Origin of the sequence: Chitinophaga sp. OAE865, from assembly GCF_040546735.1 — a bacterium.
Lineage (GTDB): Bacteria > Bacteroidota > Bacteroidia > Chitinophagales > Chitinophagaceae > Chitinophaga > Chitinophaga polysaccharea_A.
Genome location: NZ_JBEPOF010000001.1, coordinates 3,883,020 through 3,900,089 on the forward strand (window position 1 = coordinate 3,883,020; position 17,070 = coordinate 3,900,089).

Genomic DNA, 17,070 nt, shown 5'->3' on the forward strand with positions numbered 1-17,070 from the left:
ATCATGAAATCATTATATCATATACTGTTAACTGCGGCCATTGCAACGCCATTTCTTTCAGGTTGCAGCAAGAGCTTCCTCGATCGCACGCCGCAATCTTCCCTTGAAGAATCTTCCCTTACCAATAAGAAGGGGGTAAATACACTGCTTATAGGCGCCTATGGTGCGCTCGACGGGCAGGATTTTAAAGACGGGGATATGGTGAATCTCTCCGGTGGCAGCGGGTTTGCCGTATCGCCTGATAACTGGATCTATGGCAGCGTATGCGGCGGAGATGCCCATAAAGGAAGCGACCCCGCTGATGCCGCGGCCATATTGCAGATAGGCACTTTTGTAGGCAATGCCGCCAACGGCTTCTTTAATGATAAATGGCGTGTGAACTATGAAGGCGTGCGTCGATGCAATTTTGTGCTGCACATTCTTCCGAATGTTACCGACATGACCGATCAGGAAAAGAAAGAACTGGCAGGAGAAGCCCGTTTCCTTCGCGGGCATTATTATTCTGACCTGAAGAAGATGTTTGATAACGTGCCCTGGGTAGATGAGAATTCCAACAGCTTTAATAAGCTGGATGTAGATGAATACAAAATACCGAATGATAAAGACATTTGGCCGATGATTGAAGCAGACTTTAAGTATGCAGCCGAAAACCTGAATGAGATACAGGATGTAATAGGCCGCGCCAACAGCTGGGCAGCCAAAGCCTACCTGGCTAAAACACTGCTCTACGAAAAAAAGTATGCGGAGGCCATGCCCATTTTTGAAGATGTGATTGCACACGGGGTTACAGCTAAAGGAACGCCTTACGCGCTTACCACAAAATTCCATGATAATTTTGATGCCTTTACGGAGAATAACAGTGAAGCGGTTTTCTCTATTCAGTATAGTGCTAACGACGGCTCCGGCGGTACAGGTAATGCCAACCAGGGAGAGATGCTGAATTATCCGTATAATGGCCCTTTCAGCTGCTGCGGTTTCTACCAGCCTTCGCAGGACCTCGTGAACTCTTACCGCACCGATGCGAATGGTCTTCCTTATATTGACGACTTTAACGACCATCCGGTGAAAAGCGATATGGGATTAACCAGCAGTACGCCCTTTATACCGGATGCCGGTAACCTGGATCCACGCCTCGACTGGACCGTTGGCCGCCGCGGTATACCTTTCCTCGACTGGGGCAACCATCCGGGTATGGATTGGGTTCGCGACCAGCAATCTGCCGGTCCGTATGCAGCTATTAAAAATGTATACATGCAGGCCACGCAGGATAAGTATTACGATGGCAACGGCTGGGCGCCCGGTAACGCCATCAACTATGTGCTGATCCGCTTTGCAGATGTATTGCTGATGGCTGCTGAATGCCAGGCGCAGGCAGGAAGCCTCGCTACGGCACAGGATCATGTGAACGCAGTACGCAGCCGCGCCGCCAATCCGGTTGGCTGGGTGAAAACCTACCTGGATCCATCCAAACCAATGGGTGGCTATACCAATATACCTGCAGCAAAGTATAACATTAAAACATATCCTGCCGGCGCCTTTACTGCCAATGGCAAAGCCTGGGCAATAAAAGCCATCCAGTTTGAGCGCAAGCTGGAACTGGCCATGGAAGGCCATCGCTTCTTCGACCTGGTACGCTGGGGCATCGCGCAAACAGAGCTGAACCGCTATTTCAGTTACGAGAAAAACATTACCACTGATGTAGAGAACGGCAACTTCACCGGGAAAAACGTCCGCTTCCCGATCCCGCAGCGCCAGATTGACCTTAGCGTGAAAAATGGTACGGCTACGTTGAAGCAGAACGCGGGATATTAGCGGAGGGGATCGCCTTCGGCGATTGTCCTGGAGCATGATTACGCTGATTACACTGATTTGATTTTTTTGGATTTTATAAATAATTAAGGGATGATAAAAACAGGCTTGCTTTTATCATCCCTTAATTATTTTTTCATTTATAATCCAAAAAAATCAAATCAGTGTAATCAGCGTAATCCTGAGTCAGACAACCTCCGCGTTTCTGCCCATTGCAGGCCCCCGGCCAGTTGCCGGTCGCTGAATTCGATATGGATCACCCGCCGGTTATGCCCGTTGCTACTGCGACCGGAGGCGTGCATGAGCAGGGGTCGCATGATCATGATGCCGCCTCTTTTTACCCGGCAGCTAACATCCGGGGTTTTGTTCAGATCAATATCATTTGCCCGTTGAATACCTCTTGCATGTGAGCCGGGCAGCACTTTTAAAGCGCCGTTCTGCTCATTAGTATCATCCAGGTGAATGCGGAGCGTGTAGATGCTTTCCAGTATACTGATTGGCGGTTGCACGGCATATTGGCCAGGTTTCACTGTCCAGGGGCCATAACCGGATACCGGTAGTTTTTCAGCTACTGAAATAGTCAGATCCTGGTGCCAGGCCACAAACCAGTTTGATTGGCCGGGCTTATCAAAATAAATGGATTTAACCGGCACATGATGTTCACCAAAAAGCTCCCGGATTATGAGGTTTATGATGGGGGTAAATATCAACGGAATAATGGAAGGCACCTCCTGCAAAAAACGGCGGATGGCAAAGAGATCATTGGTTTTCCGGAAGAAAGGACTATGCTGGTCCACACTATCAATAACAGTGATCATCTCCCTTACAGATGTTTCAGAAAATACATCCGGTATCATGGTATATCCCTGTTGTTCCAGCTTCTGCCTGTATTGTAGCAAATTCCCGTTATTCATCTGTAATTATTGACTATCACAAAACAATTCCAAAATCTTCAAAATAAAAACAACCCACTTCTATCTCCCGAATTATTTAAAACCCAAAGTAAATCAAATCAGTGTAATCAGCATAATCAGTTTAATCATGAGTCAGACAACCTCCGCGTCAGACAACCTCCGCGGCCCACTATTTGATCAACGTTATACTCCCCTTAAATTCGAACTTCTCCCCACCTTCACACACCGTTTGCATAGAGTAAATATAAGTGCCCATTGGCGCTTCTTTACTGCCGCTACGGCCATCCCAGCCGGAAGCAGGTGCATTGATAGGGAAATGGGTGTTTTCAAAAACAAGTGTTCCCCAACGGTCGTAGATACGCAGCCACTCAATTTCCTTTACGCCTTTTCCTTTAGGATAGATCCGTTCGTTCCGGCCATCCCGGTTAGGTGTAAAGGCGTTGGGCATAAAGATAGCACTCTGGTTGCAGAGTATATGTAGCACGATATCGTCGGAGGCTTTACAGCCATATACGTTCTCCACCTCCAGCAGGTATTTTGTAGTGAGATCAGGCAAAGCCTGTACCCTTGCACAGCTGCCGCAGTCCAGTGATGTGGCGGGGCTCCAGCGCCAGCTTACTACGTCGCTGCTGGTATTGGCAGAGAGATATACCGGTATACCGGCCATGATCTCTCGGTCAGTTCCTGCATTCACCGTAGGGGCCGGGTTTACACGCACTGTGAGGGATGCTTTATCGGAGAAACAATTATCCTTATCAAACCCTGTTACTTCATAAACATACTGCCCGGTGCGGGAGAGTGTAGCCACAGGAGCGGGAGAGGAGGGCTTGTCGATGCCGGTGCCGGTCCAGGTATAGTAATCGGTGCCCGATACATGGAGTGGTAGTTTATCGCCCAGGCATAACACGGTATCAGGGGTAGCGTTTATCTCAAACGGTTGTACTACTCTGAGCTTTACTTCGTCATTATTGATACATCCGTTGTTGTCAGTTACTTTTACCTGGTAGGTGGTATTCACTATGGGGGCGGCTGTGGGCTCGGCAAGTGACGGATCATTTAATCCTGTTGCCGGGGTCCATTCATAAGTACTGCCACCGCCGGCATGCAGTAAGGTAGTGTTACCAAGACATACAAATTCTGCCGGGGCGCTGGCTTTAATATCAGGCAGTGGTAAGATGTTCAGGGGGTGAATGACATCATCAGTACAACCATCTTTACTGGTAACAGCGAGTTTCACCTGCACCAGGCCGGGCTGTGCGTACGACAGGGCAGCCGGCTGCTGCAAGTCGCTGGTTTGATTGTTGCCAAAGTCCCAGTTCCATGTAACATCACTGGTTTTGGTAACACTGCCGCTGAAGGTAACAGGCACATCTTTGCAGGCCTGGTCTGGAGCGCTGATGGCGGCTAACGGTTTTGGATATACGTTTACCGGCACCTCCACTGTTTGTTTACAACCATATTTTGTAGTGGCTGTCATGCCAAATTTATACTCGCCCAACTTGTCCAGCTGGAATACCGGTGTGGTAGTATTGATGCCTGTGGGCGTTAGCGAGGCGTCGTATGTCCAGGTATAGGTTGGCGCCATGCCCAGTTCTTCCACAGAGTAGCTGTTGAACACCGGTGCGAAGGTAAGCTCGCCGGCATCGCATATTTTAGCAGGCGAAGGATTCAGTTTAATATCCAGTTGGTCTATCACTACCGGGTGATCCAGGAAGGCGCTGCCTTTGCAGCCGGCGTCATCTTTCAGCAGCAGTCGTGGTTTGTAAATTCCCGGTTCGGTGAAATGATGTTTTATTTCGAGATCGGTAGTTTGTTCAACGTTACCATCGGTAAAGTCCCAGCTGAAAGTAGTGGCATTTTCAGGTTTGATGGTAAAGGTGATTTCTTTTTCAAGACAGCCGCCATCGGCGCTGGTGGCAATGGTCGCGTAAGGTCCTGTAACAATCACAATCTCGCTGTATTCATCTTCCGTATCTGCATCGCCTTTTACTTTAAGCTTTACGGTATAATGCCCTGACTCTGTATAGGTATGTACGGGGTTGAACTGGTCTGAAGTGCCGCCATCGCCGAAGTCCCAGGAGCAGGTGGTATAGTTGATGGAAGTATTGGTGAAACGGAAGATCATTGGTGCGCATTTGCTACCGTTCACAAATTCCGAGGTATAGGTAAAACCTGCTCCTACGGCGGATACTTTGATGTTTTGAGTTGCCTTATCGGTACAACCATTATTATCTTTCAACTCTAATGTTACCGGGAAAAGCCCTTTATCGGGATAGAAATGTGATACATAATAAGGTTCATTAGCAGTGCTGCCATCGCCAAAATCCCATTTAAGATCGGTAATATAGCCGCCTGTTACGTAGGAAGTATTGCCGAAGTTCACCGTGCTGCCCGGTTTCACCAGGTAGTAGTCTGCATAGAAGGATGCCACCGGTCCGTTCACCTGCAGGGATTTTCCATTGGTGGTGTTGCTGCAGCCATCCTGATCGGTAACAGTTAGGGTGGGATAAAAATAGTTGCCCGCCTGTTGATAGGTATGTTTAAATGGTTTGCTGGTAAAGGTTTCCAAAGGGGTGCCATCACCAAAGTTCCATTGCCATTTTACTATTTTATTGCTGTAGGTAAGATCTGTGTTATCGGTAAATGTGAGCTCTGTACCCTTGCACTGTGCTTCCGTTGGCAGATTAAAATCCGCGATGGGCCCGCGTGTTTTCACCTCAATGACATTGCTGGTGTCATAGCAATAGAGCTGGTTGAGCATAAGTAAGCGTACTGTGTGCCTGCCGGGACTTGGATTGGCATAAGCATAGGTGCCATAGCTGTAGCCCCATGTGGTATTTGTTTCATCTATCTGCCAGTAGTAAGGATCATAATGATAAATGTCGGTGGCAGCGGAGGTTACTTTAAAAGTAACGGTTTCATTACTGCAAAGCGCTGTTTTATCGGAGCTGATAATAACAGGAGATGGCGCGATGATAGTCACCGTTTTACTTAGATAGGTTTCGCAATGACCATCGGAGGTGGTAAGCTGTATAGTATAGGTACCTGATTTGGAATAAATATGTGTAACCACACTGCTTTGCCGGGTGTATGAAGTATCTGTGCCGTCGCCCCAGTTCCATTTCCAGCTGTTGGCGCCCAATGAAAATTCGCTAACGGTAACGGTAGTACGTTTACTACAGTCCACCGGTTCAATATTGAATCTCGGAAAAGGATTTACCGCTTTGATATACGCTGTTTTGGTGATGGTATTCGGGCAGGAGCCATTGGAAACCGTTAAGGTAACATTATAAAGGCCAGGCTCTGAATAGCTGTGCTGGGAGGTGCTGCTGTAGCCATAGCCTCCGTCCCCGAAATCCCACGACCAGCTGGTGCCTACGTCCGATTTGTCGATAAAGCTGGTAAGGGTATTGCCGCATACTTCGGGTGCACTGGGGGAATAGAAGTCGGGAGTAGGTTTTTTATATACTTCCACCCGGCCGGCAGCAGTTCTTGTTCCCGTACAGCCGTTACCGGTAGTGTACTGCAGCGTAACGGTATAGAAGCCTGCCTTGTTGTAGGTATGCTCCGGCTGGGCTTCTGTGGAGGTAGTGCCATCGCCGAAGTTCCACAGGTAGGTTTTAATGACGTCATTATTGGTAATACTGGCATAGAAAGAAGCTTTAAGCCCTTCGCAACCGCTGCTGTTCGACATATAGGGGTATACATCGGTTTGACTGATATACAGGTAATTGGTGCTATAATTGGAACATCCGTCTTTGCTGGTGGCGGTGAGGTTTACATAATAGCTGCCTTCCCGGTTGTATACATGGGTAGGATTCTGCAATATAGAAGTTTGCCCGTCATCAAAATTCCATTGCCAGCTAACGGCGCCGGTCATATTGTCTTTGAAATTAACGGTGGCAGGTACAGAGCAGATGGGTTTATTATCCGTGCTGATCTGCCCGGTGGGCGTTGGTTTTACGGTAACAGTTTTTTCCACTACATCAGCGCAGTTGCCATACATGGCAGTGAGTTTGATATGAAGCGGCCCCTCAGCTTGGGGGCGATAGTTAACGCTGTTCTGGTACGACCAGGCATATTCTCCATTGATTTCCCAGGTGGTGCTTTGCGGCTGAACGGGTGAAAAGGTAGCCTGGAACTGGGCTTCCTGGTTGGTACATATCAGTGAAGGAGTGGTGAAGGTAGTAGCGTAATTAGCCACGTTGATGTCCGTCACCGATTCAGTAGCGGTACAACCCCGTTCATTCGTCACCGTTAGTTTGATGCTATGTGTGCCTTTGGTGGTGAAAGTATGTTTCAGCGGATCCTTGAGCGCACTGGTGCCACCATCATCAAATTCCCATTTATAGGAGAGGGTGCCTGTACCGGTGGAGGTGTTGGTGAACAGTACATCTACCGGCGCCTTGCATAATGTTTTCTCTGCTACACTAAAGCTGGCGCTGAGAGCCGGCGCCACGTCCACTACTTTTTCCAGCACTTTAAAATTCGTACAGCCATAACTGTCAGTTACTGTCAGGATCACACTGTACACGCCAGGTTTGGTGTAGATATGGCTGGGAGAACTTCCGCCGTTCTGTAAGATTTCGCCGTCGCCAAAGTCCCAGCTGAAGTTCTGCAGGCTTCCTTCCGCAGTAGATTTATCCGTGAATGTAGTCGTAAACGGTACGCACCCTTTACCGGAGGAAACGCTGAAGTTTACTACTGGCTTAGCCCTTACCGCAATGTAATCTGTTTTAACGGCCGTTTTGGTGCTGCCGTCGCTGAAGGTTACTTTTAATGATACCGTATACTTTCCTGTTTTTACATAGGTGGCGCCGGGATTTTTTTTGGTAGACGTGGTACCATTCCCAAAGTCCCATAACCAGGCAACAGGGTTGCCGGTAGACAGATCCGTGAAACTGGTAATGAGCGACTCACAGTCGCTGGTAGCGGATGCACTAAAATCAGCATTTTGTTGAGCAACAGCACTTAAACAGGTAAAAAAACAGAGCACAAGGGATACAACAAATTTGCCTCGGACAGGGAAACGGTACATTGTATTTATAGGTATATGGGGTAAAATTAGACTTTTCCCGGGATATTTGCTCTGCCTGGTATCACTGGAATATTATGTTTTCGCTGTACGATTAATGTTTAATTTTAAAGATCTTAAAAACAGCATTTTATGTCACATTTGTTCAGTCCCCTGCAATTGAGGGAAGTAACATTCCGGAACAGGATAACGGTATCGCCTATGTGTGAATATTCCGCTACAGACGGGTTTGCCAATAACTGGCACCTGGTGCACCTGGGCAGCCGGGCAGTGGGCGGAGCCGGTCTGGTATTGACGGAGGCAGCAGCTGTATCCCCTGAAGGCCGTATCTCGATTCACGACCTGGGTATCTGGAAAGATGAGCATTTACCTATGCTGCAGGCCATCACCGCTTTCATTATTGAGCAGGGCGCCGTGCCCGGTATCCAGCTGGCGCATGCCGGCAGGAAGGCCAGCACCTTAAGGCCCTGGGAAGGAAGCAGGGCATTGCCCCCGGAAGATGGGGGATGGCAGGTGGTTGCGCCCAGCGCCATTCCTTTCAACGACGTATATCCTGTACCGGTAGCTCTCACGGAAACAGGTATACGTAAAGTAAAAGACGATTTTGAAGCCGCAGCCATTCGCGCGCTGAAAGCCGGTTTCCGGGTAATTGAAATACATGGTGCGCACGGTTATCTTTTGCATAATTTCTTATCTCCCCTCAGTAATCATCGTACAGATGAATATGGGGGGAGCTTTGAAAACAGGATCCGGCTCCTGGTGGAAACGGTGGAAAGGGTACGTGCCGTGTGGCCGGAACAATATCCTTTGCTGTTGCGTATTTCTGCCACCGACTGGGCAGAAGGAGGCTGGAACCCTGAAGAATCAGTAAAGCTGGCAGCTATTGTAAAAGAAAAAGGAGTGGACCTGGTTGATTGCTCTTCAGGAGGACTGGCAGCACATCAGCAAATTAAAGTGGGACCTCTGTACCAGGTACCATTTGCCGAAAAGATCCGTAAGGAAGCAGATATTGCTACCGGTGCCGTAGGGCTGATCACCACTCCTGAAGAAGCGGAATCGATCATTGCCAACGGCCGTGCAGATATGGTGTTAATGGCCCGTGAAATGTTGAGGGACCCTTATTTCCCGCTGAGGGCAGCGCATGTATTGGGCGCAGAGGTAAAATGGCCGGTACAATATGAAAGGGCGAAACCGAGAAAGTAATCATTAGCCGTTAGCGGTTAAGCTAACGGCTAATGATTAAAAATTATTTCAATATTGCTTCAATAGCATCCAGTTCTTCTTTGGAAAAAGCGGTATTCTTCAGCGTATCCAGGTTGTTGTCCAGTTGGGCAACAGAGCTGGCGCCAATTAATACGGTAGTGATCCTTTTATCTTTCAGGATCCAGGCCAGCGCCATTTGTGCAAGCGATTGCCCGCGTTGTTGAGCCAGTACATTCAGCTTTTTAACCTTCTCTATTCTTTCAGGGGTTACATCGCCTTCCTGCAGGAAACCGCTAGGTTTGCTGGCGCGCGATCCGGCAGGGATGCCGTTCAGGTAACGGTCTGTAAGTAATCCCTGGGCGAGGGGGGAGAAGGGGATACAACCCACGCCGTTGGCTTCCAGTACATCCAGCAGACCTCCCTCTATCCAGCGTTCAAACATGCTGTATTTAGGCTGATGTATAAGACAGGGAGTACCAAGTGATCTCAATACTTCCAACGCTACTTTGGTTTGTTCTGCATTGTAGTTGGAAAGCCCTACGTATAAAGCTTTTCCCTGTTGCACAATGCTATGCAGCGCGCCCATCGTTTCTTCGATGGGGGTAGCCGGGTCGGGACGATGTGAATAGAAAATATCCACATATTCCAGCTGCATACGGCGCAGGCTTTGATCCAGGCTGGAAATAAGGTATTTGCGGGAGCCCCAGTCGCCATAAGGGCCGGGCCACATGGTGTAACCTGCTTTGCTGGAAATGATCAGTTCATCCCGGAGATGCCCGGTAAAATCCTGTTTCAATATCCTGCCGAAATTTTCCTCTGCACTACCAGGTAGCGGGCCATAGTTGTTGGCCAGGTCAAAATGGGTGATGCCTTTATCAAAAGCATTGTGAATGATACTGCGTCCGTTTTCAAAATTGTCAACAGAACCGAAGTTGTGCCATAAACCCAGTGATACGGCAGGCAGTTGTAAACCGCTCTTACCGCACCTGTTATAGGTCATATTATTATACCTGTCTGCTGCGGGTGTGTAATGCATGGAATTCTAATTTTGGGAAACAAGATAGAAAAAATTTGCGAAGGTTGTCTGGCTCAGGATTAATCTGCGTGGTTACTGATCTTAAGCCTAGTTATTGATTTCGCCGGGACAAATGCTGCTCACTATGTTTTGATCATTAGCTGAATTTTATGCTACCTGGCTGTTCTAATATACTCTATGGCCCTGTCTAACGGCGCATCTTTTATACCAAGACGTGATTCTTCATCATAGGGTACCACAATAGACGGAGAAATGCCTTTGCCTTCATAGCTTTGCATCTTCAGGTCTACAGAAGCGCCGGATGGCGTGTAAACTTCTCCAAAAGGCTTATCTTCGTCAGACCAAGAAGATAAGCCAAAAGTGAATTTACCACCATTATATCTTGGCGAATCATATTGTGCTAAACCACCTAAGCCTCCCCATGTCCGCTCGCCTATGACAACCGTTCTCCCTGCAGGCATTGCTTGTAATGCCAAGGTGGTCATCTCCCCCATGCTGACAGTCCGGACATCTACTAATACCACTATCGGTCTGTTAAATGATCTTCCGCCGGTTTGAGGGGTAACAATGTTTTTAACCCATGGGGTGTAATCCAACCTGCCATTCCCATTTTTATACTTGGAATACCCCCAATGCAGGGGTTTGTCAATTAAGTTGCCCACTAAGAAATGCATGTCAATTAGCTCGCCGCCAACGTTACTGCGTAAATCCACAATCAAAGCTGTTACATCGGCATCGTGCACATGGATTAAAAACGAGTCAATTGCATTGCGTATATTATTATATTTAGACCGGAGCTTAAACCGGTTAAATTTGATATATAAGATTTTGTCGGCTGATGGTGTTTTCGTGGCGCTTTTTATTTCTCCATACATGAATATGGTAGTGTCGTTGTCTGCCCAGGTATATCTATAGATTCGTGATTGAGGAGTTAGATAGTTGTTAGAAATATTGGTATACAATGGGAATAGTGGGGGTCTGTTGTGGTACCTGCCTTCACTTTTCCTTTGTTCGGCGGATGGGGAATAGAACATCTTGGTCGAACCCAAAGCGCCAAGCAAATTCAGAGTATAATGCCCGTCAATTAATCCCTGTGTCATATTCATAAAATACTTGTGCACTTTTGATTTATCCCGGCTGGTATCAAGCTGGGCAAAAAGAGGCTTGTAAATTCTGTACATGTTGTCCCAGTTAGTTGTATCGATATCCCAAAACACGTAATTGGTGTTCATTCCTTTCCAGAATGATTCAAATACATCGTTGTAGCTTTCAATCATGTATTGACTGGGAGGATTTAATACAGGTAGGTCTTTTCTGCAGCCATAGAAACTAAAAAGCGATATGCATAATAAAAAAGTACAGGTATAACTGAATCGTTGCATTCTTTGGAATTTTAAGATGATTGTTTATTTGGTGGGCCGATGTTTTTTTCTGGATAATCCGGTGAGTCCAGCTAAACTATATTGATATCCTAATGAAATACCAGCAGTTTGATTATAACGTGGCACTTTATTCAACATATAATTTTTTTGCTGATCCGTTTGAGCTGTATAACGTCTATATTCAATGTACACACGGCTCCTGGCGTTGGGTATCCATCGTATGCCTGCACCTGCAACCCATCCAAATTCCCACCGGTTATCTTTCCGGTCGTTAAATACATATTTTTCGTCGTATGTTTGGCCGCCATCGTAGTTGAAAATTGTATAACGGGATTCAGGCGTATTTTCTCCGCTATTCCACATCACTGGCTGTTTCCCTTTTGTAGTAGCAGATAACCAGTAAGCGCTATATACACCTACGCTTAAAAAGCCCTGGACGATGCTGGAGCCAAAGCTGAACTGGGCTATAGCTGGCAGTTGCCAGTAGGAATTGTGAAATTCCTGGAATTGCCCATTGAAATAGCCACTGCGGGTAAGCTTATAATTTTTCTGAATAAAAGTAGGCGATAGCTGGAGGGCTAGCCAGTTGTTGATATTAAGTGTCGCCGTACCTGCCACATTTACACCGGTAAGGCTTTTGTAGTCCGTAAAAAAACGGCTGGATGCATTGGTGTACAAATGATTGCTATTGATTCCGCTTTCAACGCCCACATAAAGTGTTTGAGCCTTGGAATGGGTAGCGTGTGCCAATAGCAACATTATTTGAATGTAGAATTGTACTTTAAATGTTCGTAGTGTCATAGATTGCGGGTTTATAAATTATAGGGGATTTTGTACCACTTTCGGATTGGCATTGATTTCATTGCGCGGGATGAGGAATTGCCAGGTCTTACTGCCAGCCGGCACTTGCATGACCCGGCATAATGCCTCAGAATGATTGGAATTGGTCCTATCCAGGTCAATATTGCCACGTTTCAGATCGAAGAAACGGAAGCCTTCTCCCCATAATTCTATCCGGCGTTGGATCAATACTTCGTCCACAAGTGCCTGTCCGGTGAGCATGGATTTCTGATAGCTCCTGTCGCGGGCATGCGCCAGCTCGTATAACACGTCTGCCGCTGCAGCAGACTGTCCCAGCCGGGCCTTCGCTTCGGCTTCGATCAGGTACATTTCAGCGGCGCGCATATTTACTACATCACCTATGCTGCTGCTGGAGTTGCTGGTAAGAAATTTCCTGTTGATGTATGGATACCTGGCGCCATTTGGCGGTACAGGAATACCTGCGCCGGTGGGGCTCCATAAATTCTTACGAACATCGCTTGCGGCGATCTTGTTATAGAGATTTTTGTTGATGGCCTTGGGATTGCTCCGGATATTCCCGGAACTGAAGTTGGCGGACATAAAAGCAAAGAATGAGTAGAAATAAGTGGTTTGATCTTGTTGCTGTCTGCTGCCCCACATCCATTCAGGATTGTTGATATCATTGAAACCGGCCATGTATTGCGACGAGTCCATGAGGGTATATCCGGCGCGGGCTTCCCGGGCCAGTTGGCTGGCTGCCGCCCAGTTCTGTTGTGTGAGCGCAACGCGGGCCTTGATACCTTTTACCACCTGGGCATCGAAGTGGGATTTAGTCTCTCCTGTAGCGCCGGGGCTTTTTCTGAAAGAGGACTGTTCCAGGTTGATAATGGCAGAATCCAGATCTTTGTTAACCTGATCATAAACCTCCGCTACAGTGGCACGAGGTAGCCCCTCAAGGGTGTTATCCAGCATCAATGGTACGGCAGGTCCGCTATTGGTGGCGCCGGCAGCAAAACGCTCGCCATAGGCCTGAACCAGCATAAAATGCGCCCAGCCCCGGTAGGCATAAGCTTCTCCACGTATGAACTGTTTTTCCTCTTCCGGCCCTTCCGCCTTATTCACGTTGTGAATGATCTTATTGGCATTTCCGATCAGCTTATAATAGAACCTGTAGATGTACAGGATAGTACTGCCGTTCTCATTACGATGTGCATCCCACCGGTAGGCAGCATTATACCATCCGTTGCCGGCACTGGTCATTACCAGGTCCTCGCCTAATACGTCCATATTGATATTCACGGAGCCCTGTCCTCCCTGACTCAGATCCTGACTATCGTACGAGACATATAAGGCGCGGTGGATACCGTTCAACGCAGCCAGAGCATTCTTTGTTGTGGTAAAAACAAGCTCTTCAGGTATCGCGTTTGTCGGCATGGTTTCCAGGTAATCTTTTCTACAGGAGCCCATAGAGAACATACTGGTTATGATCAAGCTATAGAGGATCTTTTTCATTTTTTCATTTTTAGAGTGTAACATTCAGGCCAACAGATATCACACGGGATGGTACATAAGCGTTGGTGGTAACGCCGGTAAAATCCTGGTTTGGATTCATTCCCTTTCGGGCGGTCAACATGAACAGGTTTTCCCCACTTATATAAACGCGGGCATTTTCCATATGCATTTTCCGCAAGTAGGAAACCGGTAAATTATAGGTGAGGGTAAGTGTGCGGAAGTTCAGATAAGAGGCATCTGTAAGCCAACGGTCAGAGTTGTCAGCATTAAAGTTAGTGCGCTGACCGTTATCCATTCTGGGAACATCCGTTATATCCCCCGGGTGCTGCCAGCGTTTCAATATGTCTTTATGCAGGGCGGCGCCATAGTTGCCGGCATTCATAAGTGCTGCATAAGTACCATCATATATCTTACCGCCAAGCTGAAAGCTGAATGTAAAGGAAAGAGAAAAATCCCTGTAAGTAAGAATGTTGCTGACTGATCCGAATAGACGGGGAATGACGCTTCCGGCATAATTGTAACGCGCATTATTAATATCATTGGTTACAGTATCGCCATTTTTGTTCACAAAAGTGCTACTGGCTTTTGTATTCAGGGCCCAGTACAGCCCCTGTCCATTGTTTGGGTCTACGCCGTACCAGTCACGTAGCCAGTAATCATATCTGGAGTGCCCGGCCTGCAGCTTTTTGGTGCCACTGATTATTTCTTCCTGGGGTAACCTGGTCACCTTATTGGTAAAGGTGGTGAGATTCAGGTTCCCACGCCAGGAGAAGTTTTTGTTTTTCACTGGCATGCCGTCGATCTGGATTTCAAAGCCGCGGTTATACATGCTGCCGATGTTCATGTATTTTGATTCTGTCCCACTGGAAACAGGCAGGGGAACGCTGAACAACAAGTTGTCAGATACCCGGTGGAAGAATTCCAGGCTACCACTTAACCGGTTGTCAAAACATCCGAAGTCAAGGGCTATATCAAAGCTTTTGTTTGTTTCCCAAACCAGGTTATGATTTGGCAGAGGGCCTTGTAAGACGCCGGGAAAGCTGGCATTGTTATAATTTAGGTTATAAAGCGACTGCCAGGCATAGTAATCTTCCAGCATATCATTACCTACTTCACCGTAGGCTGTTCTCAGCTTCAACAGGTTGATCCAGCCCATATCCTTTATGAAGGGCTCATTATCCAGGCGCCAGCCAGCCCCCAATGACCAGAAGCTGCCCCAGCGTGCATCCTTATAGAACCGGGAAGAACCATCCCGGCGGTAAGAGCCTGAGAGGAAATACTTTTCATTATAGTCATAGTTCACACGGCCAAAGAACCCCTCCGTCCTGTATTTATCGGTGCGGGAATCAAGGTTGTTGATGGTAGTGAAATTGGGCATCTCGGTGTTTCCCTCCACCACCTGGCCCTGACGCGCGCCGGAATTGTATACGTAGGTGAAGTTATAGTTTTCATGACCTAGCATTACTTCCAGGTTATGTCTTTTATTGAACGTTTTGTTGTAGTTCAGCAGTTCGAAAAGATTATAACTGGTTGTGGTGGAGTTTGTTTTTTGGAGCCGGCCGGCAGGAGCGCCATCGCCTACCAGTGTATTCTCATAAATGGAGCTGGTCTTGTTGCTCACATCAATACTTACATTGGTGGTGAATTTAAAGTTCTTCAGGAAGCTGATCTCTCCATAGGTCCTTGCGCTTAGCACATTACTTTTATCCAACCGGTCGTTAAGCCGGGTTTCTGCCACTACATGACGGCCAGGATTAGCGCCAGGTCCGCGCATGTCGCCCAGGTCATATATCTTATTGCCGTTGTTATCCAGGAGGTATGCCCCTGTTTGCACATCATGCTTATACACCGGGTATATGGGCCCTATATTACGGCTAAAGAAGAACGGGTTAATGAAGCCGGTGCCACCAACCCCGCCAAGCTGGTTAGATGTGTTCAGGGTACCGGAAATATTCAGCCCGGTCCTGAACCAGTCTTGGGGCCGGGTATTAATATTCACACGGCCGGTATAGCGCTCAAAATCTGATTTTTCAACAAAGCCTTTTTCATTTGTATATCCCAGGGATATATAATAATCTGTTCGCTCGTTGCCACCGTTAAAGCCCAGACCATAATCGCCCCGGGTACCGGTGCGTTGAAGGGCTTTTACCCAGTCCAGGTCATCACCGTAAAGCAGCTTTGCATCGGGGTTCAGTGTCCCGTCGGGACGTACAATAGCACTATCTGCTACATTGAAGGGATTATAACCCAACAGATCTTTAATGCCTTTTATTCCGTTTACCAGACCGGATGCGATCTGACTGGCCTGTTCCTGTGATCTGGGATTGCCTGAGGCATATTGCAGGCTGTTCCTGTATGCCTCCCACATCAGCGGATAATAGGCAAAGGCATCCAATCTGTCATATTCAGGAATAGCGCGGGATACCCAGCCCTGGTTTATTTTTACCTGGATATTGTTCCTCCCGCTTTTTCCTCTTTTAGTGGTTACCATCACAACACCGTTGGCGGCCCGGGCACCATATAGGGCGGCAGAAGAAGCGTCTTTCAACAGGGAGATGCTCTCAATATCATCTATATTTAGATTAGAGATACTCCCGGAATAAGGTACACCGTCCACCACATATAAAGGCTCACTGGAGGCATTGATAGAACCAAAGCCGCGTATCCGGATGCTGGGTCCGGAGCCGGGCTGCCCGCTGGTTGAATTTACCTGTATACCTGGTGCTGCTCCCTCCAGAGCGCTCGCGATGTTGGAAATAGGCCGTTGCTCAATGGCCTTGGCTTTGAGCTGGGAAAATGCTCCCGTGTAAGACTCTCTTTTGGCGGTACCGTAGGCTACCACTACATGTTCGTTCAACGCAGCATCTTCTTTGATGAGCTGTACATTGATCACGTTCCTGCCATTTACCGGCACCTTTTTCTGCTGGTAGCCGATGAAAGTAAATTCAAGCGCCAATGCATTTTCCGGCACATTTATTCCGAAAGTACCGTCGGGCTCCGTAATAGCCCCTGTTGAAGTATTCTTCACTTTTATCGTGACGCCGGGAAGGCCCTCGCCACTTTCGATATCTGTAACTTTTCCCGTAATGTTCATCCTTTGGGCAAAGGACGGAACACCTATTATAGCTGTAAATAGTAATGCAAGTAAATGCCTTTTCATAAGTATTCAAATAATTGGTTGGTTTTGTTGAACGTATGTTTGCTACAGATAACTTTCCATGATTTCTATACTGTATTGGGCGTATATTTTTTCAAATATTTATTATTTCAATACGCTTGCCAGGTGCTATAGGTGTGTCAATTAACTAACGTTACTTGTCAGATACATACAGTCTCAAAATTTACCCTTCGGGAATAGAAAAAAGAATTCTCATAATT

The 17,070-nt window shown here is 47.4% G+C and carries 9 protein-coding genes; 2 read left to right on the top strand and 7 right to left on the bottom strand.

The annotated features are described in order from the left end of the window. Positions 1 to 3 precede the first annotated feature (3 nt). Positions 4 to 1,812 carry a RagB/SusD family nutrient uptake outer membrane protein gene (locus ABIE50_RS15810; RefSeq protein WP_209867228.1) on the top strand — a complete coding sequence of 603 codons (1,809 nt, stop codon included), beginning with the start codon at positions 4 to 6 and terminating at the stop codon, positions 1,810 to 1,812. Positions 1,813 to 1,979: 167 nt separating this feature from the next. Here the strand turns inward: ABIE50_RS15810 and ABIE50_RS15815 are convergent, their stop codons facing one another. Both ABIE50_RS15815 and ABIE50_RS15820 read right to left on the bottom strand, forming a co-directional pair. Then, positions 1,980 to 2,723, bottom strand: a complete 744-nt coding sequence (locus ABIE50_RS15815; protein ID WP_209867230.1) for a phytanoyl-CoA dioxygenase family protein — start codon at positions 2,721 to 2,723, stop codon at positions 1,980 to 1,982. A gap of 169 nt (positions 2,724 to 2,892) precedes the next feature. Continuing rightward, positions 2,893 to 7,719, bottom strand: coding sequence for a PKD domain-containing protein (locus tag ABIE50_RS15820; protein WP_354028039.1), 4,827 nt, complete (start codon positions 7,717 to 7,719; stop codon positions 2,893 to 2,895). A gap of 171 nt (positions 7,720 to 7,890) precedes the next feature. On the opposite strand from ABIE50_RS15820, the gene ABIE50_RS15825 reads away from it, so the two are divergent. Beyond that, entirely contained in the window at positions 7,891 to 8,961 is a 1,071-nt protein-coding gene (locus ABIE50_RS15825) for an NADH:flavin oxidoreductase/NADH oxidase (RefSeq protein WP_209867234.1), read from the top strand. A 43-nt stretch (positions 8,962 to 9,004) separates the two neighbouring features. Here the strand turns inward: ABIE50_RS15825 and mgrA are convergent, their stop codons facing one another. The 5 genes from mgrA to ABIE50_RS15850 all read right to left on the bottom strand — a co-directional run bounded on the left by mgrA (position 9,005) and on the right by ABIE50_RS15850 (position 16,852). Beyond that, positions 9,005 to 9,997: an L-glyceraldehyde 3-phosphate reductase gene (gene mgrA / locus ABIE50_RS15830; RefSeq protein WP_209867236.1), complete on the bottom strand. Its 993-nt coding sequence runs from the start codon at positions 9,995 to 9,997 to the stop codon at positions 9,005 to 9,007. Between the two features lie 152 nt (positions 9,998 to 10,149). Then, entirely contained in the window at positions 10,150 to 11,379 is a 1,230-nt protein-coding gene (locus ABIE50_RS15835; protein ID WP_209867238.1) for a S41 family peptidase, read from the bottom strand. Positions 11,380 to 11,403: 24 nt separating this feature from the next. Continuing rightward, positions 11,404 to 12,180, bottom strand: coding sequence for a porin family protein (locus ABIE50_RS15840; protein ID WP_209867240.1), 777 nt, complete (start codon positions 12,178 to 12,180; stop codon positions 11,404 to 11,406). An 18-nt stretch (positions 12,181 to 12,198) separates the two neighbouring features. Continuing rightward, positions 12,199 to 13,692, bottom strand: a complete 1,494-nt coding sequence (locus ABIE50_RS15845; RefSeq protein ID WP_209867242.1) for a RagB/SusD family nutrient uptake outer membrane protein — start codon at positions 13,690 to 13,692, stop codon at positions 12,199 to 12,201. A 10-nt stretch (positions 13,693 to 13,702) separates the two neighbouring features. Further along, positions 13,703 to 16,852 carry a SusC/RagA family TonB-linked outer membrane protein gene (locus ABIE50_RS15850; RefSeq protein ID WP_209867244.1) on the bottom strand — a complete coding sequence of 1,050 codons (3,150 nt, stop codon included), beginning with the start codon at positions 16,850 to 16,852 and terminating at the stop codon, positions 13,703 to 13,705. Between the last annotated feature and the right edge of the window lie 218 nt (positions 16,853 to 17,070).